The 26289-nt window shown below is 63.7% G+C and carries 22 protein-coding genes and 1 pseudogene; 13 read left to right on the plus strand and 10 right to left on the minus strand.

The annotated features are described in order from the left end of the window. The first annotated feature begins 70 nt into the window (after positions 1–70). Together PQQ53_RS18025 and PQQ53_RS18030 are read left to right on the plus strand one after the other, a co-directional pair. Entirely contained in the window at positions 71–784 is a 714-nt protein-coding gene (locus PQQ53_RS18025; RefSeq protein WP_408146310.1) for an ABC transporter ATP-binding protein, read from the plus strand. Next, positions 781–966: pseudogene (locus PQQ53_RS18030) on the plus strand (hypothetical protein); the annotation flags it as partial. The gene PQQ53_RS18025 and the pseudogene PQQ53_RS18030, both read left to right, overlap by 4 nt. Positions 967–1002: 36 nt before the next feature. On the opposite strand, the gene iolB reads toward PQQ53_RS18030, so the two are convergent. The 7 genes from iolB to PQQ53_RS18065 all read right to left on the minus strand — a co-directional run bounded on the left by iolB (position 1003) and on the right by PQQ53_RS18065 (position 10047). Continuing rightward, positions 1003–1803 carry a 5-deoxy-glucuronate isomerase gene (gene iolB / locus PQQ53_RS18035; protein ID WP_408325126.1) on the minus strand — a complete coding sequence of 267 codons (801 nt, stop codon included), beginning with the start codon at positions 1801–1803 and terminating at the stop codon, positions 1003–1005. Then, on the minus strand, positions 1800–2726 hold the full coding sequence (gene iolE / locus PQQ53_RS18040; RefSeq protein WP_408325127.1) for a myo-inosose-2 dehydratase: 927 nt from the start codon (positions 2724–2726) through the stop codon (positions 1800–1802). The genes iolB and iolE overlap by 4 nt, the downstream gene beginning before the upstream one ends. A 10-nt stretch (positions 2727–2736) precedes the next feature. Then, positions 2737–4710 (minus strand): 3D-(3,5/4)-trihydroxycyclohexane-1,2-dione acylhydrolase (decyclizing), encoded by a 1974-nt coding sequence (gene iolD / locus PQQ53_RS18045; protein WP_408153821.1) that lies wholly within the window; start codon positions 4708–4710, stop codon positions 2737–2739. Then, complete coding sequence (locus tag PQQ53_RS18050) at positions 4707–6767, minus strand: bifunctional 5-dehydro-2-deoxygluconokinase/5-dehydro-2-deoxyphosphogluconate aldolase (protein WP_408325129.1); 2061 nt, start codon at positions 6765–6767, stop codon at positions 4707–4709. Before PQQ53_RS18050 ends, iolD begins: the two co-directional genes overlap by 4 nt. 67 nt (positions 6768–6834) lie before the next feature. Continuing rightward, entirely contained in the window at positions 6835–7671 is an 837-nt protein-coding gene (locus PQQ53_RS18055; protein ID WP_408146321.1) for an ATP-binding cassette domain-containing protein, read from the minus strand. Between the two features lie 13 nt (positions 7672–7684). Further along, a complete protein-coding gene (locus PQQ53_RS18060) occupies positions 7685–8854 on the minus strand; it encodes an ABC transporter permease (RefSeq protein ID WP_408325131.1) in 1170 nt (389 codons plus the stop codon). A 146-nt stretch (positions 8855–9000) separates the two neighbouring features. Then, a complete protein-coding gene (locus PQQ53_RS18065; protein ID WP_408146325.1) occupies positions 9001–10047 on the minus strand; it encodes a sugar ABC transporter substrate-binding protein in 1047 nt (348 codons plus the stop codon). A 275-nt stretch (positions 10048–10322) separates the two neighbouring features. On the opposite strand from PQQ53_RS18065, the gene PQQ53_RS18070 reads away from it, so the two are divergent. The 4 genes from PQQ53_RS18070 to PQQ53_RS18085 all read left to right on the plus strand — a co-directional run bounded on the left by PQQ53_RS18070 (position 10323) and on the right by PQQ53_RS18085 (position 13598). Next, positions 10323–11204 (plus strand): MurR/RpiR family transcriptional regulator, encoded by an 882-nt coding sequence (locus PQQ53_RS18070; RefSeq protein WP_408146327.1) that lies wholly within the window; start codon positions 10323–10325, stop codon positions 11202–11204. Continuing rightward, positions 11197–12213 (plus strand): inositol 2-dehydrogenase, encoded by a 1017-nt coding sequence (gene iolG, locus PQQ53_RS18075; RefSeq protein WP_408325133.1) that lies wholly within the window; start codon positions 11197–11199, stop codon positions 12211–12213. The genes PQQ53_RS18070 and iolG overlap by 8 nt, the downstream gene beginning before the upstream one ends. Beyond that, positions 12213–13253 carry a Gfo/Idh/MocA family oxidoreductase gene (locus PQQ53_RS18080; RefSeq protein WP_408325166.1) on the plus strand — a complete coding sequence of 347 codons (1041 nt, stop codon included), beginning with the start codon at positions 12213–12215 and terminating at the stop codon, positions 13251–13253. The genes iolG and PQQ53_RS18080 overlap by 1 nt, the downstream gene beginning before the upstream one ends. A gap of 117 nt (positions 13254–13370) precedes the next feature. Beyond that, positions 13371–13598, plus strand: coding sequence for a sulfurtransferase TusA family protein (locus tag PQQ53_RS18085; RefSeq protein WP_041759012.1), 228 nt, complete (start codon positions 13371–13373; stop codon positions 13596–13598). A 143-nt stretch (positions 13599–13741) separates the two neighbouring features. On the opposite strand, the gene galU is transcribed toward PQQ53_RS18085, so the two are convergent. Both galU and PQQ53_RS18095 read right to left on the minus strand, forming a co-directional pair. Continuing rightward, entirely contained in the window at positions 13742–14623 is an 882-nt protein-coding gene (gene galU / locus PQQ53_RS18090; protein WP_408146331.1) for a UTP--glucose-1-phosphate uridylyltransferase GalU, read from the minus strand. Positions 14624–14693: 70 nt separating this feature from the next. Next, a complete protein-coding gene (locus PQQ53_RS18095; RefSeq protein WP_408325134.1) occupies positions 14694–17573 on the minus strand; it encodes a valine--tRNA ligase in 2880 nt (959 codons plus the stop codon). A gap of 316 nt (positions 17574–17889) precedes the next feature. On the opposite strand from PQQ53_RS18095, the gene PQQ53_RS18100 reads away from it, so the two are divergent. The 7 genes from PQQ53_RS18100 to PQQ53_RS18135 all read left to right on the plus strand — a co-directional run bounded on the left by PQQ53_RS18100 (position 17890) and on the right by PQQ53_RS18135 (position 24254). Further along, positions 17890–18300, plus strand: a complete 411-nt coding sequence (locus PQQ53_RS18100) for an Arm DNA-binding domain-containing protein (RefSeq protein WP_408325136.1) — start codon at positions 17890–17892, stop codon at positions 18298–18300. 167 nt (positions 18301–18467) lie between these two features. Continuing rightward, positions 18468–18659, plus strand: a complete 192-nt coding sequence (locus PQQ53_RS18105) for a hypothetical protein (protein ID WP_408153807.1) — start codon at positions 18468–18470, stop codon at positions 18657–18659. Positions 18660–19008: 349 nt separating this feature from the next. Then, entirely contained in the window at positions 19009–19578 is a 570-nt protein-coding gene (locus PQQ53_RS35070; protein WP_459252110.1) for a DUF2515 family protein, read from the plus strand. Positions 19579–19667: 89 nt separating this feature from the next. Then, on the plus strand, positions 19668–19970 hold the full coding sequence (locus PQQ53_RS18120) for a DUF2515 family protein (RefSeq protein ID WP_408325138.1): 303 nt from the start codon (positions 19668–19670) through the stop codon (positions 19968–19970). Positions 19971–20053: 83 nt separating this feature from the next. Then, positions 20054–20545, plus strand: a complete 492-nt coding sequence (locus tag PQQ53_RS18125) for a hypothetical protein (protein ID WP_408325140.1) — start codon at positions 20054–20056, stop codon at positions 20543–20545. A 560-nt stretch (positions 20546–21105) separates the two neighbouring features. Then, positions 21106–23457, plus strand: a complete 2352-nt coding sequence (locus tag PQQ53_RS18130) for a UvrD-helicase domain-containing protein (protein ID WP_408146351.1) — start codon at positions 21106–21108, stop codon at positions 23455–23457. Then, positions 23454–24254 carry a 5'-methylthioadenosine/adenosylhomocysteine nucleosidase gene (locus tag PQQ53_RS18135; protein ID WP_408146353.1) on the plus strand — a complete coding sequence of 267 codons (801 nt, stop codon included), beginning with the start codon at positions 23454–23456 and terminating at the stop codon, positions 24252–24254. The genes PQQ53_RS18130 and PQQ53_RS18135 overlap by 4 nt, the downstream gene beginning before the upstream one ends. A gap of 45 nt (positions 24255–24299) precedes the next feature. Here PQQ53_RS18135 and PQQ53_RS18140 read toward each other — a convergent pair whose 3' ends face one another. Beyond that, on the minus strand, positions 24300–26198 hold the full coding sequence (locus PQQ53_RS18140) for a propionate--CoA ligase (RefSeq protein WP_408325141.1): 1899 nt from the start codon (positions 26196–26198) through the stop codon (positions 24300–24302). Positions 26199–26289: the final 91 nt, after the last annotated feature.

The following is a 26289-nucleotide window of genomic DNA, read 5'->3' on the forward strand; positions in this document are numbered from 1 at the left end:
CGTCCGGCACAGCGTCCGGCGAAAAGACCGCCGAAAGACCCGTCAACCGTCGCGACACGCGAGGAGACGCATGAGCACACTGCTCGACATTCGCGCACTGAACGCGTGGTATGACGCAAGCCAGGCCTTGCATGGTGTCACGCTGCGCATCGAGCAAGGCGAAGTGCTCGCGCTGGTCGGGCGCAACGGCTCCGGCCGCTCGACGCTGGCACGCGCGATCATGGGCCTCGTGCGCAGCGAGGGCGAACTGCGCTTCGCGGGCCGCCCGCTCGACGGTCTGCGCACTTTCGAGCGAGCGCGCCTCGGGCTGGGCTATGTGCCGGAGCATCGGGACGTGTTTCCGGCGCTGAGCGTCCACGAGAATCTGCAACTCGGCGTCGCGCCACGCGCTCGCGGCCGCACGCCGCGCTTCACTTTCGACGACGCTTACGCGCTGTTTCCCGTTCTCGCCGAACGCAGACGCACGCGGGCCGGTGCGCTATCGGGTGGCGAGCAGCAGATGCTCACGCTCGCGCGGGCGCTGCTCGGCGATCCCGACTTGCTGGTGATCGACGAGCCCGGCGAAGGTCTCGCGAGTCTCGTGATGGAGCAGGTCGCGGACTGTCTGCGGATGCTGCGCGAGCGTGGCGTCGCGATGCTGCTGATCGAACAACGCCTCGTGATCGCGCGGGAGATTGCTGGCCGTGTCGCCGTGATGGGGCATGGCGAGATCGTGTTCGACGGTGAGATGACGTCGTTTCTGAAGCGCGCCGACGTGATACAGGAGTGGTTGGGCGTCGGTTGAAGTCCGGCGACGTGAAGATGTTCAATTCACTGGTCACGAATACGCGCACCTACATCGAGGACAGTTCGAACTCCGGCGTCATGAAGTTCGACCTGTACGGCTACCGCCGCGACGTGGCGAAGGGCACGGTGCGCATGGGTGCCGACGGCGGCTTGAGTGTCGATCTGGCGGTGCGAAAGTAGGCGGCATGTTTCGCCCGCGCAAGGCGGGCGAAACGATCAAGCATCCTTAGTAATGATCCACTCGTGCGCCGGGTCGTTGCGGAAATGCCAGACCCGTTGTGCGCCGGCCATCACGTTCAGATAGTACGAATCGTAGCCATACGGCACGACGACCGGATGGTAGCCGCGCGGTACCATCACGACATCGTGATTCTCCACCGCCATCGACTCATCGATGTCGCGCATGTCGGTGTACACGCGCTGGAACGCGAATCCTTGCGGTGGGTCGAGCCGGTGATAGTAAGTCTCTTCGAGCGAGCTCTCTTGCGGGATGTTGTCGGTGTCGTGCTTATGCGGCGGATAGCTCGACGCGTGGCCGCCCGGCGTTCTGACTTCCACCACGAGCAGCGATTCGGCGGGCTCGGTTTGCGGAAGAATATCGCATACGTAGCGCGTATTCAGGCCTTTGCCGCGCGTGGAGCGCTTCATGGTGGCCGGTTCGATCAGGCGTGCCGGAAACTCGCCCTTGGCAGGCGCACTCGCCACGCCGATCTCCGCAGCGCGGCACGCGCGCACCGTCGCCCGCACGTTGGGCGGCAGATAGACCGCATACGGCGCGGCGTCTTCGAACACGCTGTCGCGTGAGCCGAGCGAGCTCCACGTGGCGTCGGCGGTTTCGATATCCACCGCACCGGTGAGCACGACGATGCACACTTCGCGCGACGCTTCGAGCACGTGCACGACTTCGTTCGTCTCCAGCCGATACGCGGCGAAGCCCACGTAGCGCCAGCATGCGGACTGCGGCGTCACTCGCACGATCGTCTGGCCTTCGCTTTGTGCTTTCACCAATAAGCTCATGCTGCCTCCTTCGTCGTTGTGTTCGCGGTGTCGAGCGGCGCATCGACCAACGCACGCAAGGTCAGGTAGCCCTTTTGCGCGTAATCGAACGACGGCGCCACCACCGGGTCCTGCTCCGCCTCGACCACCAGCCAGCCGCGATAACCGTGCCGCTTCAGGCGCTCGATGATCGCCGCGAAATTCACCGCACCGTCGCCTGGCACCGTGAACGCGCCGGCAATCACCGCGTCGAGAAAACTCCAGTTGCGATTGCGCGCGAGCTTCATCACGGCAGGGCGCACGTCCTTGCAGTGCACGTGGCATACCCGTGCGATGTGTTTGTCGAGCACCGCAAGCGGATCGCCGCCGGCAAACGTGATATGTCCGGCGTCGAACAGCAGGCCGACGGCCTCGCCGGTGCGGGCCATCAGTTGATCGACGTCGGCGGCCGTCTCGACATACGCGCCCATGTGATGATGGTACGCGAGCCGCACGCCGCGGCTTAACGTATAGCGCGCGAATTCGTCGACGCGTGCCGCGTACGCGGCCCACTGCGCGTCGCTGAAAAAACGCGGCCGTTGATAGAGCGGCTGCGGCGCGCCCTGAATCGAATCGGCCACTTCACCATACACCATCACTGTCGCACCGTTTTGCGCGAGCAGCTCGAGATGTGGGCCGACCGCGGCGATTTCTTCTTCGACCCTGCGTCGAGCGAGGCGTCCCGAATACCAGCCGGAGACCAGCGCGAGATCGTACTGCGCGAGCAGTGTTTTCAACGCCTGCGGCTCGCGCGGAAACTTGTTGCCGAGTTCGAAGCCCTGATAGCCGATCTGGCGGCCTTCTGTCAGCGCAACGTCGAGCGGCGTCTCGCCGCCGAGCGACGGCAGATCGTCGTTCATCCACGACAACGGGTTGATGCCGATGCGTACCTCGAAAGCAGTCATGCGAATGTCCTCATTCGTGGTCGGCGGGTTCGTCGGAGGCGGCCGGGTCGGCGCGCGCGGCGAGCTGTGCGTCGTATTGCGCGCGTGCGTCCCGCACGGCATCGCGTGACGAGACCTCGGGGACGGCGACTTCCCACCACCAGCCGCCGTCGTCGGTAGTGCGGGCCGGGTCGGTGTCGATGCTGATCACGTAGGTGCGATCCGCGTCGCGCGCGCGTTGCAGCGCGGCTTCGAGTTCGGCGATATTAGAGGCATGTTCGGCTTGCGCGCCGAGCGAGCGCGCATGCGCGGCGAAGTCGATGTGCGGTGCGCCGAGCGGTCCTTGCACGCAGTTCTCGAGCAGATTGTTGAACGGCGCGCCGCCGCATGCCTGTTGCAAGCGGTTGATGCAGCCGAAGCCGCGATTGTCGAGCACCACGATAATCAGTTTCGCGCCGAGCATCACCGAGGTCGCGATCTCGCTGTTCATCATCAGATAGCTGCCGTCGCCGAGTATGACGATCACGTCGCGCTCGGGCCGCGCGAGTTTCACGCCGAGGCCGCCGGCGATCTCGTAGCCCATGCACGAATAGCCATACTCGACGTGGTACGCGCCCGGCTTGCCGGCGCGCCACAGTTTATGCAATTCGGCGGGCAGGGTGCCGGCCGCGCACACCACGATGTCGTGCGTCGCGGAGTGGGCACTCGAACGCTGCACCGCGCCGATCACATCGCCCTCGTAGGGCAGCACGGTGTCGCGTTGCGGCGCATGCGTGAGCGTGCCGACCGTATCGCGCCAGCCGGACGCGAGCTTGTGTGCGCGCGCGGTCCACGTGCGCTCCGCATGCCAGCCTGGCAGCGCCTCGGCGAGGGCGTCCAGCGCGAGCCGCGCGTCCGCTTCGACGACCAGCGCGCGATGCTTGAGGCCGTCGAACGCGTTTGCATTGATGGCGATCACGTCGGCCTGCGTGAACAGCGTGTTCGAGCCGGTGGTGAAGTCCTGCAAGCGGGTGCCGATCGCGAGCACGCAGTCCGCGTCATGCGCGAGTGCGTTCGCGGCCGGCGAGCCGGTCACGCCCAACGCGCCCGCGTTCAGCGGATCGTTCCATGCGAGCGAGCTCTTGCCAGCCTGCGTCTCCGCGACCGGGATGCCGTGCGTGGTCGCGAAGCGGTGCAATGCATCGGCCGCACGGCTATAGAGCACACCGCCGCCCGCCACGATCAACGGACGTTTCGCGTGCCGCAAGCGCGCGCAAGCGGCGTCGAGCTCGTCGACGCGCGGCGCGGGTGCATGAAAACGCACGACGCGCGGCGCAAAGAAATCCGCCGGGAAATCCCACGCCTGCGCCTGCACGTCTTGCGGCAACGCGAGCGTGACGGGGCCGCACAACGCCGCGTCGGTCAGCACGCGCAGCGCACGCGGCAGCGCGCTCAGCAATTGCGCGGGGTGCACGATGCGGTCGAAGTAACGCGATACCGGTTTGAACGCATCGTTCGCGGACACGCCGCCGTCGTTGAAATCCTCGACCTGCTGCAACACAGGGTCGGGCGCGCGCGAGACGAAGATATCGCCCGGCAGCAACAGCACCGGCAGACGGTTCACGTGCGCGAGCGCCGCCGCCGTCAGCAGATTGGTTGCGCCCGGTCCGATCGACGTGGTGACCGCCATCATGCGGCGGCGGAAATGCGCCTTCGCATACGCGATCGCGCTGTGCGCCATCGCCTGTTCGTTGTGGGCGCGCAGCGTGGGCAATTCCTCGCGATGCTGATAGAGCGCTTCGCCCATGCCCGCGACATTGCCATGGCCGAAGATCGCGAACACGCCGCCGAACAGCGGCTCGGTGCCGTTGCCGTCCTCGGTCGTCACGCGCTGCGCGGCGAGATAGCGCACGAGCGCCTGGGCCGTCGTCAGACGGACGGTGCCGCCTGAAAGCGGACGCGCCGGCGTGGCGTCGCTCGCGGACGCCGTGTCGTGATGCTCATTGTGCATTGCGCGCTGGTTCATGCCGCCTGCTCCTGATGAACGTGATTCGATGCGCCCGCCGCCGGTACGTTGCCGCTGTTGTCCCCCGTGCTCGCGTCACGTGCTGCACGCCATGACGCGATCAACGTTTCGAAGGTATGGCGCACGCGCGCGATCAACTCGTCGTCGCCGATTTCGCAGGCGAGCCATGCATGGCTCGGCTCGTGGAAGATCGTGCGACCCACCGTGAAGCCTCGGCACGTGGCCGATCGGGCGGCCGCGCGAAAGCCCTCGTTCAACTGCTCGACGCCCGCCGACAACCCCAGCAGCACCACGCCCCGGCAATACGGATCACGTTCGGCGATCAGCGCGTCGACGGCTTGCCATTGCGAGGCGTCCATCGGTTCGAGCTTCCACCACTCCGGATAGATGCCGATGTTGTACAGCCGCTTCAGCGCGCGGTACACGATGTCCGGCGCCTGCGGCAGCTGCGCGTGCTTCGGCGGAATCACTTCGAGCAGCAGTTCATGGCCGCTCGCCTGCGCCGCGTCATAGAGCGCGCGCAGTTGCGCCTCCTGTTCGAGCCGCTGTTCGATGGGCTCGTCGGGATGGAACTGCACGAGGCATTTGACGACGTGTTCCTGCGGCCACGCGATCAGCGACGTGCCGATCGAGCGGCCATGATCGAACACCAGCGGCACCGAGCCCGGCAATTCGACCGGGCGGCCGATCCACCAGCCACGGCCGGTGGCGGCGTTCAGCGCGTCCTGACCGTAGCGGTCGTCGATCAGTACACCGATGCGATCCTGCAAGCCCAACGCGCTTTCGGTCTGCGCGACGGCTTCGACGAACAGCCCCTTCAACCGCGCGATGCGTGCTTCGTCGGCGCCAGTTTGCTGCGCGAGTTCGAAGAACTGGTTGCGATGATCGAATGCGAAGCCGAGCACTTCGCGCCACGGCTTGCGAGCCGGCGACACGCGATGCAGACGCGCGAGCGTCGCGTCGCGATCGGGGCGGCGCATCCGTTGCGGATCGGCTTTCGCTTCGCGCAGGAAGTAGTCGAGTTCGGCTGGCGTCGGCATGGCCGGCGCGCAACCATGTCGCGACACGACCAGCGCACCGCTCGCATTCGCGGCGCGCGCGCAGGCTTCGAGCGGTTCATCGCGCAGCCATCCGGAGAGAAAGCCGGACGCGAAGGCGTCACCCGCGCCGAGCACGTTCAGCACTTCGACTTCCACGCCGCCGTGAAGCGGCGTCGCGTCGAGCGAAGCGGGCACCGCGCCGTCGATGATCTGGCAGCCCAGCGGCCCGCGTTTTAACACCAGCGTCGCGGGCGTGACGGCGCGCACCGCCGCGAGCGCATCGGCCAGTTCGGCTTTGCCGCCGGCGATGCGAAACTCTTCCTCGGTGCCGATCACCAGATCGAACAGCGGCAGCATGCTTTGCAAATGCGCGGTGACGCCTTCGCTCGCGACGAATCGGGTCTCGCCGTCCGCCTTGCCGGTAAGCCCCCACAACACCGGCCGATAGTCGATGTCGAGCACCGTGCGCACCTGATTGCGGCGCGCGTAGTCGAGCGCGCGGCGGCTCGTGCGGTTCACCTGTTCGGTGGAGAAGTGCGTGCCGGTAATCAGCAGCGCCTTCGACGACGCGATGAACGCTTCGTCGAAATCGGCTTCGTCGACGGCCATGTCCGCGCAGTTCTCGCGGTAGAAAATCAGCGGGAACGTGTCGCGGTCTTTCAGGCCGAGCAGTACCAGCGCGGTCAGGCGTTCATTGTCGATCCGCACGTGGCTGACATCGCAACCTTCCTTGACGAGCGTTTCGGTGAGAAAGCGCCCCATGTGATCGTTGCCGACGCGCGCGAGCATCGCCGCCGAAAGCCCGAGACGCGCGCAGCCGAACGCGATATTCGCCGACGACCCGCCGAGATACTTCGCGAAGCTCGACACGTCTTCGAGCCGCGCGCCGACCTGCTGTGCGTAGAGATCGACGGCGAGGCGGCCGAGGCACACGATGTCGCGGCTGCGGCCCGGCGCGAACCGTCCGCTGTCCGCCGAAGCGGGCGTGGTCCCGCTGGATGTGCTGGAGTGATCCATGAGTATCCCTGAGTAGCTGAGCGCGTGTCACCGGCGAACGAGGCGCCGGTCGATACGCGCGAATCGGTCAGATCGTCGCGCCTTCCAGTTCGCCGATCATCTTCTGCATCTCGGCGCCGCCGGCCATCATGTCGAGCACCTGGTCCTTGCTGATGGTGTCCTTGGTGAACGTGCCGAGGGACCTGCCGCGGTTGAGCAGCGTGAACGAATCGCCGATCGGATACGCGTGGTGCACGTTGTGCGTGATGAAGATCACCGAGATGCCTTTGGCGCGCGCCTTGTGAATCAGCTTCAGCACGTTGAAGCTCTGCTTCACGCCGAGCGCGGCAGTCGGCTCGTCGAGAATCAGCACGCGCGCGCCGAAGTGAATCGCCCGTGCAATCGCGAGGCATTGCCGCTCGCCGCCGGACATCGTGCCGATCGGCTGATGCGGGTCGCGTACGTTGATGCCCATTTCCGCAAGCTTGTCGCGCGCGGTCGTGGCACTAGTGTCGAGGTCCATCACCTTCAGGAAGCCGAACAGTTTCTTCTGCGGCTCGCGGCCCATGAAGAAGTTGCGCGCCACCGAGAGCAGCGGCACTAGCGCGAGATCCTGATAGACGGTGGCGATGCCGAGATCGAGCGCGTCTTTCGGCGACTCGAACAGCACCGGTTGGCCGTCCACCAGATACTGGCCGGAGGAGGGCTGATGCACGCCGGCCAGGGTCTTGATCAGCGTCGACTTGCCCGCGCCGTTGTCGCCGAGCAGGCAGTGCACTTCGCCGCGTTTCAGACGCAAGGTCACGCCGCTTAACGCGATCACCTTGCCGAAGTACTTGCTGACGTTTTCCAGCGCGAGGATCACGTCGTCGCCGGGCGCCTCGTTGGCATTCGGCGGCGGGGTCACGGTATTCGTATCGGACATGATCGTCTCCTCGTTACGACTGCGCGACGCGGCGGCGCACGTAGTGATTGAACAGCACGGCGATCAGCAGCATCACGCCGAGGAACACGCGGAACCAGTCCGAACTGACGTTGGTGTACGTAATGCCGATTTGCACCACGCCGAAGATCAGCGCGCCGAAACACGCGCCGATCACCGACCCGTAGCCGCCCGTCAGCAGCGTGCCGCCGATCACCGCGGCGATGATCGCTTCGAATTCCTTCTGCAAACCACGGTCGGCCGCGGCCGAACCGATGTCGCACACTTGCAGCACCGCGAACAGGCACGAGCAGAACGCGGTCAGCACGAACAGCGAAATCTTCACGCGACGCACCGGCACGCCGACGTTCTTCGCCGCGTTCGCGTCGCCGCCCACCGCGAGAATCCAGTTGCCGGCGCGCGTTTTCGCGAGCACAAACGCGCAGATCGCGGCGAGCGCGAGCCACCACAGAATCACTTTGGGAATACCCGGCACGAGCGCATGGCCGTTGTCGAGCAGGGTGCCGATGCCGTGATGCGCGAGCATCAGGAACAGGCCGTGAAAGGCGACGCCGTGAAACAGCGTGTTCGCGAGCCAGTCCTGTTGCGCGAGATCGCCGACGCCGGAGACGATGGTGCGGTCGGCGAACATGATCGACAGCGCAAGCGTGAGGCCGCGCAGGATGAACAGGAACGCGAGCGTGACGATGAACGACGGCAGGCGTGTGCGCATCACCAGATAACCGTTCAGCGCGCCGAGCAGCATCGAACCGACGAACGCGAACAGGATCGCGAGCGAAATCGGCCAGTGAAAATAGACCGAGGGAATCGCGACCATCATGCCGGCGAAGCCGATCATCGAGCCGATCGACAGATCGAATTCGCCTGCGATCATCAGCAGGCACGCGCCCACCGACAGGATGCCTAAATACGCCGACACCTGCGACCAGTTCATGACGCCGTCGAGATTGAACATGCCGGAGTTGCCGGCGCTCAACGCGAACACGAGAAACACCAGGACTGCGCCGGAAATCGCGGCGAATTCCGGGCGATTGAGCAAGTGACCGAACTTCGATTCCTTGCGCACGCGTTCATCCGTATCCGGCAGTGGCGGCGCGGCGTTCTCGCGCGGCGCGCCGGGAGTGGTCTTGACGTGCGGTGGGAAGTGTTTGCCGGCTACACCCATGATGTCTCCTTGGTGCCCGGTTGCGTCTCTGGCCAGGCGGGGACGCACTGAGAGGACGACAGCCGGTGAAATGCGCGCGGGCGGCAGGCGGCCCGCTCCGACTTCGAGCGTGACCCGCCTCGCGCGTGACTAGCTAAAGAAAAGAATCAGCGATACTGCCCTGCGTATTTGATGACCTTGTCGAGGTTTTCCTTCGTGATGAAGCCCGGACCCGAACGGATGTTCTTTGGCCCATACGACGGCGCGAGGCCATAGGTGGCAAGGCGTGCCTTGAACTTCGGATTCGCTTCGAGAATCTGGCGGATCTTCACGGGGTCGGTGGTGTGCTCCTTCTTCACGATCGCCAGCACGGCGACCGGGATATAGCCCTGCAGGTACGGCTGCTGGTCGATCGCGAACTGGATCGTGCCGTTCTGGATGGCCTTCGCGATGTCATCGGAGAAGTCGAAGGTGGCGAAGTAGATCTTGCCGGCCAGACCCATCTGCTGCACCGCTTTCAAGGTGGCCGACGCCGGGGTCGGTCCGAGCGTCAGGATCGCGCCGGTGTTCGGATGGTTGCGCAAGAACGCACTGACTTTCGATTGAATCTCGGTCGGGTCCTGGCCGGAGTCGATCGTCGAGGTCTTGTAGTCGACGCCGATCGCATCGGCGAAACCACGGCAACGGTCGAACGACACGGTGTTGGTGGCCAGGTGATTCACGCACACGAACGACTTCACGCCCGCGGCCTTGGCCTTTTCGCCGGCCGCTTTGCCGGCTACGTATTCGGGTTGGCCCACGTGCATGATCGCGCCGAGTTGCGCGCTCTGCTCTTCGGTGCCGGAATTGATCGTGACGAGCGGAATCTTCTTCGCGGTCACTTTGCCGATCGAGCTTTTCAGCACGTCGAAATCGGCGATGGTGACGATCACGCCGTCGTAATTGCGCGCGGCGGCCTGCTCGACCAGACGCGCCATATCGGCGATGTCGCCGTTCGGCGGATTGCGGTAGTCGGTCTCGACGTTGAAATCCTCGTCGGCCTGTTTGATCGCGTTCTTGATGGTGTTCCACCACGAGTCCGAATCCGGCGCGTGGCTGATCAGCACGAAGTGAGCGTCAGCCGCGCGGGCGGCCGATGCCGCGCCGAATCCCGTCGCCAACGTCAACGCCGTCACCAGAACCCTGAGCGTAGCCTTGCCCTTGCAAAGTCTCATTGTCTCCACCTTTCTCGGTCTGTCGTTATTGAGGGAGCGTCTGGCGGGCGGCTTTCCATCCGCATACTGGCCGGCGCAGGTCCACCGAGCACCATCGCTCACGACCAAGAGTAGGTCATCTTCCGAAGCGTTGCAATGAAAATTTCATGACAAATAAAAATGGAAAATACGTTCCATTTGGTGGGGAGCCTGCCTATAATCGGCAGCGTCGGAATGCCGTGCGGCGGGCTTCGCACATGGCTGCCGCACTGCAATAAAGCACTTGAGAGAGAGTCATGGCGGAAGAGAGCACCGAGGAATTGCCGAGCGTCGAGGAATTGATGCAGCGCATCGCGGAAAACTACGAGGCGTTGCCGCGGCAGTTGAAGAACGTCGCGACCTATATCGAACAGAATCGCTCGAGCGTGATGGTGGACCGCACGAGCGACATCGCCGCGAGCTGCGGCGTGCATCCGTCGGCGGTGGTGCGGTTTGCGCAGCGCTTCGGTTTTTCCGGCTTCTCCGATCTGCAGGCGGTGTTTCGTCAGGCTTACACGGGGCAGGGCACGTCCTCGCCGAGTTATCAGCAGCGCATTCGCAAGCTGATCGACGAGAAGCCCGGCGCGTTGTCCGGCGGCGCGGTGGCGCGAGAATTCATCGCGGCGTCGCGCGGCGGTCTCGAAGAGCTCGAAGCGGGACTCGACGACAAGCAGTTCGACGCCGCGGTGAAGATGCTCCAGCAGGCCGACAACATCTATGTGGTCGGCGTGCGGCGCTCGTTTCCGGTGGCGAGCTACATCGTCTATGCGTTGCAGCACACGCCCAAGCGCGTGCATCTCGTGTCCGGTTTCGGCGGCATGTATCGCGAACAGATTCGCAGCGTGAAGAAGGGCGACGTGGTGATCGCCATCAGCTTTGCGCCGTATGGCAAGGAAACGCAGTACTGCCTGCGCGTCGCGCATCATCATCAGGCGAAGACGCTGGTTATTACGGATAGCCAACTGTCGCCGCTGTCGCGCTACGCCACTACGCAACTGTATGTGAAAGAGGGCAGCGCGTTCGCGTTCCGCTCGCTGACCAGCACGATCTGCCTGTGCCAGGCGTTGTTCATCGCGCTCGCGTACAAGCTCGAATTGAATGTTGAAGAATCCAAAGACACTGGAGGGTACGATGACTGACGCGGCAAACAGAATCGATGTGGCGATATTCGGCGCGGGGCGCATCGGCAAGATTCATGCGGCCAATCTCGCGCGGCATCCGGGCGTGCGGCTCAAGTACGTGGTCGATGTGAATCGCGAGGCCGCCGCGGCGCTCGCCGCCGAGCATGGCGCACAGGTCGCGGATATCGACGGCGCGATGGGCGACGCCGCCGTGGGCGCAACCGTGATCTGTTCGAGCACAGATACGCATGCGGACCTGATCGTCAAATCGGCCGCGCAGAAGAAGCACGTGTTCTGCGAGAAGCCGGTCGATCTGACGCTGGAGCGCGCGCGGGTGTGCGCCGACGCAGTGGAGCGCGCGGGCATCGTGTGCATGATCGGTTTTCAGCGCCGCTTCGATCCGACCTTCTCCGCGTTGAAAGCGCGCATCGACGCGGGCGAGATCGGCACGCCGGAAATGCTCGTCGTGACGAGCCGCGATCCGGGCGCGCCGCCCGTCGACTACATCAAGCACTCGGGCGGCATCTTCAAGGACATGCTGATCCACGACTTCGACATCTTCCGCTGGATTCTCGACGATGAAGCCGACACGCTGCACGCGACCGGCAGTTGTCTGAGCGACCCGGCGATCGCCGACGCGGGCGACATCGATTCGACCGCCGTGACGATCCGTACGAAGCGCGGGCGCCTCTGCCAGATCAACACCGCGCGCCGCGCCGCGTATGGCTACGACCAGCGTTTCGAAGTGCTCGGCAGTACCGGCATGCTGCAGGCGGGCAACGTGCGGCCGACCGAAGTCACCGCATATTCGAAGACCGAAGTGTCGACCGACGTGCCCGAGGCATTTTTCCTCGAACGTTATCGCGCGGCCTACGCGCTCGAAATCGCGCATTTCTTCGACGCGGTCACGCACGGCAAGCCGGTGCGCACGACCGTCGCCGACGGTTTGAAAGCACTCGAACTCGCCGACGCCGCGACCCGCTCGTGGCGCGAGGGCCGTGCGGTCACACTTGGCGAGGCCTCGTGATGAGGCCGGTCGCGCAGCGGCTTCGTGTCGGCGTAGTCGGGTTGGGCCGGCTCGGCAAACGGCACGCGGAGAATCTCGCGTATCGTGTGCCGGGCGCGACGCTCGCCGCCGCGTGCAGTCCGCTGGAAGACGAGCGGGCATGGGCGCGCGAGACGCTGCCCGAGCCGCGTCTTTACGCCGATTACGCGGACCTGCTCGCCGATCCCGACGTGGACGCGGTGTGGCTCGTCACGCCGTCGTCGTTGCACGCGCAGCAGATCATCGACGCGTTGCGCGCCGGCAAGCATGTGTTCTGCGAAAAGCCTTTGTCGCTCGATCTCGCCGAGTGCGAGCGCGTGCTCGCCGAAGCCGCGCGGCATCCGCATCTGCAGGCGACCATCGGCTTCATGCGCCGTTTCGATCCGAGCTACCGCGATGCGTTCGACAAAATCGCCGCGGGCCAGATTGGCCGGCCGTTCCTCGTGCGCTCGCAGACCACTGACAGGAACGACACCGATGGCTTCTTCGTGCGCTTCGCGGCAACCTCGGGCGGCATCTTCCTCGACTGCACCGTGCACGATATCGACGTCGCTCGCTGGCTGCTTGGCAAGCCGCGCGCGAAACGCGTGTTCGCGGCGGGCGCGGTCGCGCTCCACGATGGCCTGCGTGAATTCGGCGACGTCGACAACGGCGTGGCGATCTGCGAGTTCGAAGACGGCAAGCTTGCGATGTTCTACGCGTCGCGCACCCAGGCGCACGGCAACGACACGCACAGCGAGGTGATCGGCACGGCCGGCGCGCTTGCGATCGGTCACAATCCGCGCGCGAATCGCGTCGAGATATACGACGCGACGGGAATTCGCAACGAGTGCACGCCGAACTTCTTCGATCGCTTCGAAGAAGCGTTTCTGCACGAGGCGCGCGCGTTCGTCGCGGCGGTGCAGGGCGGCGCGGCGGCCCATGCGCAGGCGGGAGCGAGTCTGGCCGACGCGCTGGAAGCGACGCGCATCGGCGTCGCGTTGCGGCGGTCGCTGGAAAGCGGCGAGGCGGTGACGCTATAGCGCTGCAATCGGCGCGCCGGTGCCGTCTCGGGCGGCGACGCGCGGCCTGCTGTAGAATTTGACCCTCTGTCCGGCGTCGCTCACGACGCCTCGTCCCGAAGGTCATCGTCGATGCAAATTCAGATTCACAAGGAAGTCGATGCGCGCGGGCTGATGTGCCCGCTGCCCATTTTGCGCGCCAAGAAGGCGCTCGCCGACATGGAAAGCGGCCAGATACTCAAGGTGCTGGCCACCGATCCGGGCTCGCAGCGCGATTTCGCCGCGTTTGCCAGGCAAACCGGCAATGAAATCGTCGAAAGCTCGGCGCATGACAAGGTGTTCACGTTCCTGATGAAACGCCGCTAGGCCACGGAAGCCACGGCGTTCACGGCTTCACGGCGCTCGAACACGCACGCGTCAAACAAAAGGCGCTGTGTCCGCCAATGCGGGACACAGCGCCTTTTTCATTTCAGTTCGATGAAACCGGAAGATGCGCGCGCAAGCGCCGCTCAACCTTCCAGAACCGGCGAACGCGTGCGCAGGTATTCGGCGAAGTCGGCGGCCACTTCCGGGTGACGCAGCGCGAACTCGACCGTCGCCTTCAGGTAACCGAGCTTGCTGCCGCAATCGAAACGCGTGCCGTGATACTTGTACGCGAGCACCTGTTCGTCGGCGAGCAGCGACTGGATCGCGTCCGTCAGCTGCAATTCACCGCCCGCGCCCGGCTTGATCGAGCGAAGGTGATCGAAGATACGCGGCTTGAGCACGTAGCGGCCCACCACGCCGAGGTTCGACGGCGCCACATTCGGCTCCGGCTTTTCGACGATGCCCGACATCTTGATGATCGAATCTTCCCACTCCTTACCGTCGACGATGCCGTACGACTTGGTTTCCTGCGGCGGGATTTCTTCGACGCCGATCACCGAGCTGTGATAGTGGTCGAACACCTCGATCATCTGCGTCATGACGGGCGGCGTGCCGTACAGCAGGTCGTCAGCGAGAATCACGGCGAACGGATTGTCGCCCACCAGCTTTTCCGCGCACATCACCGCGTGGCCGAGGCCGAGCGCTTCCGCCTGCCGCACGTAGAAGCAGTCGACGTGGCTCGGCTTGATGCTGCGTACCAGTTCCAGCAGCTTGTCCTTGCCGCGCGCTTCCAGTTCGGCTTCGATTTCGTAGGACTTGTCGAAGTGATCTTCGATCGCGCGCTTGCTGCGGCCCGTGACGAAGATCATTTCGGTGATGCCTGCCGCCATCGCCTCTTCAACCGCGTATTGAATCAGCGGCTTGTCGACGATCGGCAGCATTTCTTTCGGGCTCGCCTTCGTGGCGGGCAGGAACCGGGTGCCAAGACCTGCTACCGGAAAGACCGCTTTTGTAACTTTTAGCATGTGAATACCCTGCATCCTCTGGTTAGCTATCAGTCCTTGCCCGCCTTCAGCGGCGGGCGAGGAGCGTTAATCAGACCGGCAAGCGCGCCAGCTGGGCTTTCAGCTTGCCCACGGTGGCTTCGAATTCGGCCAGTCTTTTCTGCTCCTGCTCAACGACTGCCGGCGGTGCCTTCGCAACGAAACTTTCATTCTGCAATTTGGCATTGCATTTGCCGACTTCCGTGCTCAACCGCACAATCTCCTTCGACAAACGCTCGCGCTCGACCGCGATGTCGATCTCCACCTTCAGCACGAGCTTATCATTGCCAACGATAGCAATTGGCGCGCCATCCGCCTGAGCGTCGAGCGCGGCCTCGTCGGCAATGATCTGCACTTCCGACAAACGGGCCAATGCCTGGGCGTACGGAGCAAAGGTGCGCAGGCGCTCCGCGTTGCCGGTGGCGAGCAACGGCACCTTGACCGCCGGCGACAGATTCATTTCGCCGCGCAGATTCCGGCACGCATCGATCACCGCTTTCAGGTCGGCCGCCCATTGCTCGGCATCCTCGTCGATCTTCGACGGCTCTGCGATGGGGTAAGGCTGCACCATGATGGACGCTTCGCCCTCGGCTGCACCCTCGGGATAACGTCCGGCCAACGGCGCCACTTTCTGCCACAGCGCTTCGGTGATGAAAGGAATCACCGGATGCGCGAGGCGCAGCACCGTCTCGAGTACGCGCAGCAGCGTGCGGCGGGTGGCGCGCTGCTGATTCGGCTGACCCGTCTGGATCTGCACTTTCGCGAGTTCGAGATACCAGTCACAGTATTCGTCCCACACGAACTTGTACAGGGCGTTGGCCACATTGTCGAAACGATAGTCTGAAAAGCCCTTGGCAATTTCCGCTTCGACACGTTGCAGGCGCGACACGATCCAGCGGTCCGCCGACGAGAAATTCAGGTGGCCGTCCGGGCCGCATTCGCCGCATTGTTCCGGCTTGCCGAAGCCGCAATCGTGGCCTTCGCAGTTCATTAGCACGAAGCGCGTGGCATTCCACAGCTTATTGCAGAAGTTGCGATAGCCTTCGCAGCGCGCGAGGTCGAAGTTGACGTTGCGCCCGAGCGTGGCCATCGACGCCATCGTGAAGCGCAGCGCGTCGGTGCCGAACGCCGGAATGCCGTCGGGGAATTCCTTGCGGGTTTTCTTTTCGATCGAGGCGGCCTGCTTGGGATTCATCAGGCCGGTGGTGCGCTTGGCGACCAGCGCGTCGAGGTCGATGCCGTCGACGATATCGATCGGGTCGAGCGTATTGCCCTTGCTCTTCGACATCTTCTGGCCTTCGGCGTCGCGCACGAGACCGTGCACGTAGACCGTGTCGAACGGCACCTTGCCGGTGAAGTGCGTGGTCATCATGACCATGCGCGCGACCCAGAAGAAGATGATGTCGAAGCCGGTGACCAGCACCGACGACGGCATGAAGTGCTGCAGTTCCGGCGTTTCGTTCGGCCAGCCGAGCGACGAGAACGGCACCAGAGCGGACGAGAACCACGTGTCGAGCACGTCTTCATCGCGCTTCAGGGCGCCCGTGTAGCCGGCTGCGGCGGCCTTGGCGCGCGCGTCCTCCTCGGTCTTCGCGACGAAGATTTCGCCGTTTTCGCCGTACCAGGCCGGAATCTGATGACCCCACCAGAGCTGGCGCGAGATGCACCAGTCCTGGATGTTTTCGAGCCACTGGTAGTACGTGGTGGTCCAGTTTTCCGGCACGAACTTGATCTCGCCGCTGCGGACCACGTCCAGCGCGGTCTCGGCGATCGATTTGCCCGGATTGAAGGTGCCTTCCGGCGCCGGCTTGCTCATTGCGACGAACCACTGGTCCGTCAGCATCGGCTCGATCACGACGCCGGTGCGGTCGCCGCGCGGCACCATCAGCTTGTGCGGCTTGACCGATTCGAGCGCGCCGAGCGCTTCGAGGTCGGCGACCACCTGCTTGCGGGCGTCGAAACGATCGAGGCCGCGGTATTTTTCCGGCGCGTTGTCGTTGATCTTCGCGTCGAGCGTGAGGATTTCGATCATCGGCAGCTTGTGGCGCAGGCCGACCTGATAGTCGTTGAAGTCGTGCGCGGGCGTGACCTTTACGACGCCCGTGCCGAACTCGCGGTCGACGTAGTCGTCGGCGATGATCGGCACTTCGCGGCCCGACAGCGGCAGCGTGACCGTCCTGCCGATCAGCTGCGCGTAGCGCTCGTCTTCCGGATGCACCATCACGGCGGTGTCGCCGAGCATGGTTTCCGGACGCGTGGTGGCGACCGTCAGATGACCCGAGCCGTCGGTGAGCGGGTACTGGATGTGCCACAGGTGGCCGTTTTCTTCCTCGCTGACCACTTCGAGATCGGACACGGCGGTGAGCAGCACCGGGTCCCAGTTGACGAGACGCTTGCCGCGATAGATCAGGCCCTGTTCATACAGGCGCACGAACACGTCGCGCACGGCGGCCGACATCTTGTCGTCCATCGTGAAGTATTCGCGCGACCAGTCGATCGACGCGCCCAGGCGACGCACTTGATTCGTGATGGTCGAGCCGGACTGCTGCTTCCATTCCCACACGCGTTCGACGAATTTCTCGCGGCCGAGGTCGTGGCGCGACACGCCCGTGGCGTCCAGTTGACGCTCGACGACGATCTGCGTGGCGATCCCCGCGTGGTCCGTGCCCGGCACCCACAGCGTGTTTTCGCCGAGCATGCGGTGATAGCGGGTGAGGCCGTCCATGATGGTCTGGTTGAACGCATGGCCCATGTGCAGGGTGCCGGTGACGTTCGGCGGCGGCAGTTGAATCGAGAAATCCTTGCGGTTTTCGTCGAAGGAGGGCGCGGCGTAGTCGCGCTTTTCCCATTCGGGGCCCCAGTGGGCTTCGATGGTGTGGGGCTCGAAGCTTTTGGCAAGCGTTGAGGTGGTGTCGCTCGGGGTCTCGCTCATGTGTCGATCGGCTGGTGGATGCAAAGAATGCTCGATTATAAGCGGCGCGGGGCGGGCGGGGATTTTTGCGCGTGGCGTGGTGGGGGTGGGGGTTTGGGGGTTTGGGCCTTTTCCTGGTTGGCCTTTCCTTGATTTCGCGGTGGTCTATTAGTGTTGCCCCTGCGGGGGTAATTTCTCTTGTTCATGACGTGTTGTGATGTGCCATTTAACACACAAATTCTTTATAAATCAACGGTTTAGCGTTTATAGTGCCTCGCCTGGTTCACCTGTGTTCACGGCGTGAATTGTCCTGAAATTGTCCAAGGGAAAAAACGCAATGGCCAACCACCCGAAATTCAGGCTCGACCGTGCGTTCATGCGCACGCTCGACCGGACCCTTCCACGGGAATACGCCTGCAACATCCTGCGAGGCTTCGCCGTGCGCGTCGCGTCGAACGGCACGGTCTCCTACACCTACCGCTATCAGGACGCGACCGGCAAGCCGAAACGCGTCACGGTCGGCCGCTGGCCGGACATCGACCCGGGAGCGGCGCGCGATGCAGCGAAGGCGCGCGGCGCGCTGACTGACCGCAACGGCGACACGCTCGCCGTCCTACTGGCGAAGTCCGAGGCGCGCACTGCTGCTCAGAAAAAGGTCGGCACGATTAACTTGCGCGCCTTCCTTGTCGATCACTACGACGACCACCTTCGCACGCATGGCGCACCGGTACGAAAAACAGCGACCTGATCCGCTCGAAGTCAGGCTTCGCGCATCTGCTTGATCGCGACCTGAGCGCGATCACGGCGTGGGACGTTGAGAAGTGGCGCAGTGAACGCCTGCGAGCGGGTCGCAAGCCTGGCACCTGCAACCGCTACATCAACGCATTGCGCGGCGCATTCTCGCGCGCCGTCGAAATGGAAATCATCGACGCGCATCCGATGAGGACCGTGAAAAAGCAGCGCGAGCCGGAACCGGACGGCGACCGCTACCTGATGCCAGAAGAAGAACAGTGCCTTCGCGATTCGCTCGATGCCTACGACGAAGCCGTCCGCGATGAACAGCGCAATGTCGCGCGCCGTTTGCGTCGCCGGATCAACGCACGTTAGCGTCGGGGTGCGCGCAGCGTGCGCAGGCAAAAATTGACCCCCTGATCGTCGGCTGCGCCGAAAAAAAAGACTCTTCTGCGGGGTTTCCAGCCGAACGATTTTTTTTCGTTTCCATCCCCCTACCGGCAGGGCCGCCGCTGATCGCAATATTCGCGAGGCATAGAACCGTATCCCAAAAACATGGGTCGCCTGCAATCTGCTAGATTCACCCCGCTGAAAATGGCCGCTCAAAAGTCGATGCGGCTAGCCCCTATATCTGTGCGTGCGCCGCAAACGAATGTCGCAATGTATGATGAAAAGAAAATGAATAGCGGCGAGTAAGTTTCATGCAAAAGTGCGACAACCTAAGGTGTCCAGTCTGTTACCCGAACTGGAAAGAGGAAGAGGCCGCAGCAAAAAACGCGCCGAAGACGACAAGCAGGACTGTATCGACTGCTGGTGCTTCTATCAGAAGAAGGCCGAGGCCATCGTAGCCGTTGACGATCCGATCGCACGCAACCGGCGTATCAATGCGGCCTATGCACAATTGTGGCTGGACGATCACCGCTTCCAGTGGGCGGGACTCGCTGCATTTGCATCCAAGCAGGTCGGCTGCGGCCTGCTCAATGCCGCCGAGATGATCGGCAAATCGGCTTCGGACAGTGCCGCCAATCTGTGCAAGGTAACGAGTGTTGGCCCTGCTGCATGGATGATGGCCTACGGGGCCCAGTCTGCCGCGGGTGCTGCAAGGTCTATCAGATGCTGGCAAAAGGCAACACGTCGCTGTTTCTGGACGTTTGGCCGCTGCACATGTTCTACAGGCAGTTTGGGCTGGAGCGGTTCAAAAGATGCCTGCCAGAGCGAAAGCTCTTGCGCGGCTCTGTCACGTGACCGATTGGGAACAGTGTCCCGTTCGCTGAGGAGCGGCCGCAGACATTGAATGCCTTTTCCGCAATTGATAGTGGTCGCACCGAAGACGGCGTCGGAGATCTCGCGATACACGAGCAAATCAACATCTTGTAACCGGCCATGTACAACGATCCGACATTCGCGCTACTGATGCGCGCCAACCAGTTCGCGTGGGCGCTGAATATCCCAACTGGCTCAGCACGCGAGATCCAGCTCGCACTGGCGAATCAGTGCACCGTGTCAGGAGCGAACGCACAAAAAAGTGAACTATTCAGCAAGCAGCCTCTTGCGAATCTTGCCGATCCGCAACAGCGCATGGCATTTGTTTTGCGCGCCGCACAGCGATTCAACGAGCTACTGCATCATCCGACAGATAAATACGACGTTGAAAACTCCCTCTATCTAATCGCGCATTCGAGGTAATCATGCAGCGTCGGAATATCAGACGGCTCGGGTATCTGTCATGCGCATTGATTGGCTGCGCAATCGCATGGAGTATCTACGCGATGACAAGGCCTGTCGATGAAGTCGTGCTGACGCTCGGTGAGCCGTACGAGCAGGTGCGCAAGCAATCGCACTCGACGTTACCGCCGGTTGAACCTGATACAAGCTGGGCCGGCGTACTGATACGCCCTGCAAAACTCCGATTTGTTGATTCACGTTATGGCTTCGTAACGCCGGCAGCGAAGTTTTTCATGGTTCAGTATGACAAGAACGGCAACGTCGGATCTCTTGTGCTGTCACCACAGGTTGAAACGCTGCCGCTTGACGAATCAATGGCTATCCTCACGGACCTACAGACCAATTCAGACGGGGTGGGTGGAAACCGTTTCACTCTTCGACCAATCGTCCCATCGAAGACACTCAGGCGACGCGTAGTGCAATTCGAGCATGCAACGCACCAACGACACGATGGCAGGCCGACGAGAAATATCAGGTTTCGCTCAATATCCGATGCTTTCGGACTGACGACCGACCAGACGACGAGCGCTACCTGATTACCCTCGATCTTGGTTCTCCGGTATTTGAAGACCATCCCGACGACTGATTCAGCATTCGAAACGCGATGTCCGCTTGTCCACAAACTCTCAGGCCGGTACTTCGGGTAAATCTACCCGAGTCGTGATGCCATCGGCGGGGCAGCGATTGCATCGCCGATAGCGCTGCGGCTCGAATCCCCGCGCGAGGTGGCGCTGGCAGCACGCCGGACCTATATGCCAAGGTTCGGCGGTCGCAGGCCGTCTGAGGACCGTTCTCGGGGTCGCGCGAAAAACGCGCGAAGATTGTCCGCCGATTGTCCTGAACGCAAATAAAAAGGTTCTGTTTGCATGCCCTCATATCGCGCAAAACCTTTGCTGATAAGGCTTTGCGTGGCCTGCAAACATTTTTCATAAATTTCCCTGTGCGGGGCGGCACTAATGGACCACCGCGACCTCAAGAAAAGGCCAAAACCCCAAAAACACAACCCAAAAAAGCCCAACAAACCCAAAAAAACCCAAAAAAACCCAACCCCCGCCGGGGCATATAATGACGCACGAACTGCCGCCCCTCCAAAAAAATGCCCGATCTGCTAGCCAATCTCAACCCCGAACAACACGCCGCCGTCACGCTTCCCAACGAGCCCGCGCTGATTCTCGCCGGTGCGGGCAGTGGTAAAACCCGCGTTCTGATCACGCGTATCGCGTGGCTCATCCAGCACGGTCTCGCGTCGCCCGCCACGATTCTGGCGGTGACCTTCACCAACAAGGCCGCCCGCGAAATGATGTCGCGGCTGTCGGCGCTTCTGCCGATCGACACGCGCGGCATGTGGATCGGCACTTTCCACGGCCTGTGCAATCGCATGCTGCGCGCGCATCATCGCGACGCGGGGCTGCCGGCCACCTTCCAGATTCTCGACACCGCCGACCAGTTGTCCGCGCTCAAGCGTCTGATGAAGGGCCTCAACATCGACGATGAAAAGTACCCCGCGAAAAACCTCCAGTACTTCATCAACAACGCGAAGGAACAGGGGCTGCGGCCGAAAGACGTCGACGCCACCGACAACTTCAACCGCAAGTTCGTCGAGCTATACGAAGCCTACGACCAGCAATGCCAGCGTGAAGGCGTGGTCGACTTTCCGGAGCTGCTGCTGCGCTGCTACGAACTGCTCGCGCACAATCCGCCGTTGCGCGCGCACTATCAGGCGCGCTTCAGGCACATCCTCGTCGACGAGTTTCAGGACACCAACAAGCTGCAATACGCGTGGCTCAAGCTGCTGGCGGGTCAGACCAACTCGATCTTCGCGGTCGGCGACGATGACCAGTCGATCTATGCGTTCCGCGGCGCGAACGTCGGCAACATGCGCGACTTCGAGCACGAGTTCAGCGTGCGTCATCTCATCAAGCTCGAACAGAACTACCGCTCGCACGGCCACATTCTCGACGCCGCCAATCAGCTGATCGCCAACAACTCGCGGCGCCTCGGCAAGAATCTGCGCACGGATGCCGGCCACGGCGAACCGGTGCGCGTCTACGAGTCCGCGACCGATTCGCAGGAAGCCGGCTGGATCGTCGAGGAAATCAAGGCGCTGATCAGCACTGGCACGTCGCGTAGCGAAATCGCGATTCTCTACCGCAGCAACGCGCAGTCGCGCACGATCGAACATACGCTCGTCAATGCGGGCATCGCGTATCGCGTGTACGGGGGCTTGCGCTTTTTCGAGCGTCAGGAAGTCAAGCACGCGCTCGCGTACCTGCGTCTGATCGACAATCCGAACGACGACACCGCGTTCGCGCGCGTCGTCAATTTCCCGACGCGCGGCATCGGCGCGCGTTCGATCGAGCAGCTGGCCGACGCGGCACGTCTGTACAACTGCTCGATGGCCGCGGCGATTCCCTACGTCGCGGGCAAGGCGGGGTCGAGTCTCGCGGCGTTCGCGAATCTGGTCGGCAAGATGCGCGCGGAAACGGAACGGATGAGCCTGCCGGAAACGGTCGAATACGTGGTCCGCGCAAGCGGCCTCGCGGACTTCTATCAGAACGAGCGTGAAGGCCAGGACCGGCTGGAGAACTTGCAGGAACTGGTCAACGCGGCCGCCGCGTTCGTCAGCGAAGAGGGCTACGGGATGGACACGCCGGCGCGCTCGATTCCGCTGCGCCCCGGCGCGAGCGCCGCGCCCGAACTGGCGGTCGCCACCGACGATCCGAATACGGTCGTGCTGGACGCACCCGGCATCGCCGATCCGGCGCAAAACCCGGACACGATGACGCCGCTCGCCGGTTTCCTGTCGCACGCATCGCTCGAAGCGGGCGACAACCAGGCGCAAGCCGGCCAGGAAGCGGTGCAATTGATGACGGTGCACGCGGCCAAGGGGCTCGAATTCACGGCGGTGTTCATCACCGGTCTCGAAGAGGGGTTGTTCCCGCACGAGAACAGCGCGATGGAATCGGACGGTCTGGAGGAAGAGCGTCGCCTGATGTACGTGGCGATCACGCGGGCGAAGGAGCGTTTGTATCTGTCGTTCGCGCAGAGCCGGATGCTGCACGGCCAGACGCGCTACAACATCCGTTCGCGCTTCTTCGACGAGCTGCCACAGGAAACGCTCAAGTGGCTCACGCCGAAGGTCGAGGCGGGCGCGCGTTGGGGCGGCCGCTCGGATAACGCGGGTTATGGGCGCGACTGGTTTGCGCGGCCCGGTTATACGGGGCCCGCATCGTCGACGCCGGCGCCGTTGCCGTCCTTCGCGAACGAGCAGCGCGCGGCCGAGACGGGCTTTCGCGTCGGGCAACAGGTATTCCACACCAAGTTCGGCGAAGGCACGATTACCGCCCTCGAAGGCGGCGGCACCGACGCGAAGGCGCAAGTCAAGTTCAAGCGGCATGGCGAGAAGTGGCTCGCGCTGGCGGTCGCGAAACTGCAGGCGGTCGAATGAGCGGCGCTTTGGGTAGCGGCGGCGCGCCGCATTCGCATCGTCCACTGGGGATTCTGGCGGCATTACCGCAGGAACTCGGCGATCTCATCGAAGCGATGCGCGCCGAGTCCGGCGTGCGCACGATCACGCACGGTCAGCGCGACTATCACCTCGGCACCGTCCACGGCGCGCCGTGCGTCGTGACGCTGGCGCGTGTGGGCAAGGTCGCGGCGGCCGCAACGGTGAGTGCGCTGATTCATGCGTTCGACGTCGAAGCGGTCGTGTTCACCGGCGTCGCGGGCGGGGTGGGCGCCGAGGTGCGGGTCGGTGACATCGTCGTCGCCGAAGCGCTGTTGCAGCACGACCTCGATGCCTCGCCGCTGTTTCCGCGCTTCGAAGTGCCTTTGCTGGGCGTCTCGCGCTTTGCCGCCGATGTCGCGCTGGCCGAGCAGCTCGCGGCGGCTTGCGAGCGCTTCGTCGCGGAAGCGGGCGCGGCGTCGGCGGCGCGCTTCGGCACACGCGAGCCGCGCGTGCATCGCGGCTTGATCATCAGCGGCGATCAGTTCGTTGCCAGCGCGGCGGGCGTCGAGGCGCTGCGCGCTGCGTTGCCGGATGCGCTCGCCGTCGAGATGGAAGGCGCGGCGATCGCGCAGGTCTGCCATGAGTACGGCGTGCCGTGCGCGGTCGTGCGCACGATCTCCGATACCGCCGACGATCATGCGCCGGCGTCGTTCGTGTCGTTTTTGACGGAAATCGCGGGGGTGTATTCGAACGCGATCCTGACGCGGTTTCTCGACACGCGAGGCGCCGCGGTCTGAGGTTCGAAAGCGGGCGATGAGGTAAGCGCACCGCGCCTGCTCACGTCACACTTTTCCGTCCAACGCCTCCCGCACCTGCTGCAACGCCGCCGGGTCTTCGATAGTCGGCAGATCGCCCGGCTCGCGCCCTTCGGCGAGCGCCGCGATCGCGCGGCGCAGCAGTTTGCCCGAGCGCGTCTTCGGCAGCATCGACACCACCACCACGCGCGCCGGCCGCGCAATCGCGCCAAGCTGGCGCTCGACCGTCGCCGTGAGTTCGGCTTCCAGGCGAGCGCGCTCGCTGCTATCCGCATACGGCTGCGCGCCGCGCAGCACCACGAAAGCCATCGCCGCCTGACCCTTCAGCGCATCCGTCACGCCGACCACCGCAACTTCTGCGACAGCCGCGTGACTCGACAGCGCTTCCTCGATCTCGCGCGTGCCGAGCCGGTGGCCCGCGACGTTGATCACGTCGTCGGTGCGGCCCAGGATCGTCACGTAGCCGTCGTCGTCCTGCACGCCCCAGTCGAAAGTCGAATAGACCTGCTGGTTCGGAATGCTCGACCAGTAGGTGCCGATGAAGCGGCTGTCGTCGCCCCATACCGTCGACATGCAGCCCGGCGGCAGCGGATAGCCGAGCGTGAGCACGCCTTTTGCGCCGGGCGGGCAGGGCTCGCCGGTCAGTTCGTTGCGCAACGTGAGATCGAACCCGGCCGACGGCACGCCCGGCGAGCCGAGCTTGGTCGGCAGCGCTTCGACCCCGCGCGGAATCGCCAGCATCGGCCAGCCGGTCTCGGTCTGCCAGTAGTTGTCGATCACCGGCTTGCCGAGCGCGTCGCTGATCCACGCGGCGGTCGGCTCGTCGAGCGGCTCGCCGGCGAGGAACAGCGTGCGCAGGCTTGACAGATCGGCTTGCTTCAGCAGCGCAGGGTCCTGCCGCTTGAGCACGCGCAATGCAGTCGGCGCGGTGAACATCAGATTGATTTTGTGCTGCTCGACGAGGCGCCACCAGATACCGCCGTCGGGGCGAATCGGCGTGCCTTCGTACATCACGGTGGTCAGGCCCGCGATCAGCGGCGCGTAGACGATGTAGCTATGGCCGACCACCCAGCCCACGTCCGACGCGGTGAACATCGTGTCGCCGGGCTTGCCCTGGAAGATGTGTTCCATCGACGCCGCCAGCGCCACCGCATAGCCGCCCACGTCGCGTTGCACGCCCTTAGGTTTGCCGGTCGTGCCGGACGTGTACAGCACATACGAAGGCTCGTTCGATTCGAGCCACTCGCACTGCACGTGCGCGTCGAAGAACTGTTCGCGCAACGGCTCGTATGCGGTCAAGTAGTGAGCGTTCAGGCGTTCGGGCGCGAGTTGCCGGTCGATCAGCAGCACGTGCGGCGTCTTGTGCATCGCGCGCGCGAGCGCCTCGTCGATCAGCGGCGCGTAGTCGATCACCTTGCCGCCGCGCGCGCCGGCGTCGGCGGTGACGATCAGCACGGGCTTCGCGTCGTCGATGCGGGCCGCGAGGTTCGGTGCCGCGAAGCCGCCGAACACCACCGAGTGAATCGCACCGAGGCGCGCGCAGGCAAGCATCGCGAACAGCGCTTCGGGGATCATCGGCAGATAGAGCAGCACGACGTCGCCGCGCTTCACGCCGAGCGAGCGCATCACCGCGGCCATGCGGTTGATCTCCGCGTGCAATTCGGCGTACGTGTAGCGCCGCTCGATACCGGTTTCGGTCGACACGTACACGAGCGCATTCTGCTGCGCGCGCTCGGCGAGATGCCGGTCCACCGCGTTGTGACAGAGATTCGTGCGACCGCCGACGAACCAGCGCGCGAACGGCGGATTCGAGCGGTCGAGCACGGTGTCGAACGGCGTGTGCCAATGAATCCGTTGCGCCTCGTCGCGCCAGAAAGCCTCGGGGTGCTCGATCGAACGGCGGTGGAAGTCGCGATAGCTGGTCATCTGCGGCGATCCTTCTGCTGCGTAAGTGAACGGAGGTCGGGTCGTACGGCCGTATTGCGCGGCGCGGAGCAGGGTGTGCGATTGCACAGGC

This window comes from Paraburkholderia strydomiana, assembly GCF_046030495.1.
GTDB classification, from domain to species: Bacteria; Pseudomonadota; Gammaproteobacteria; order Burkholderiales; family Burkholderiaceae; genus Paraburkholderia; species Paraburkholderia strydomiana_A.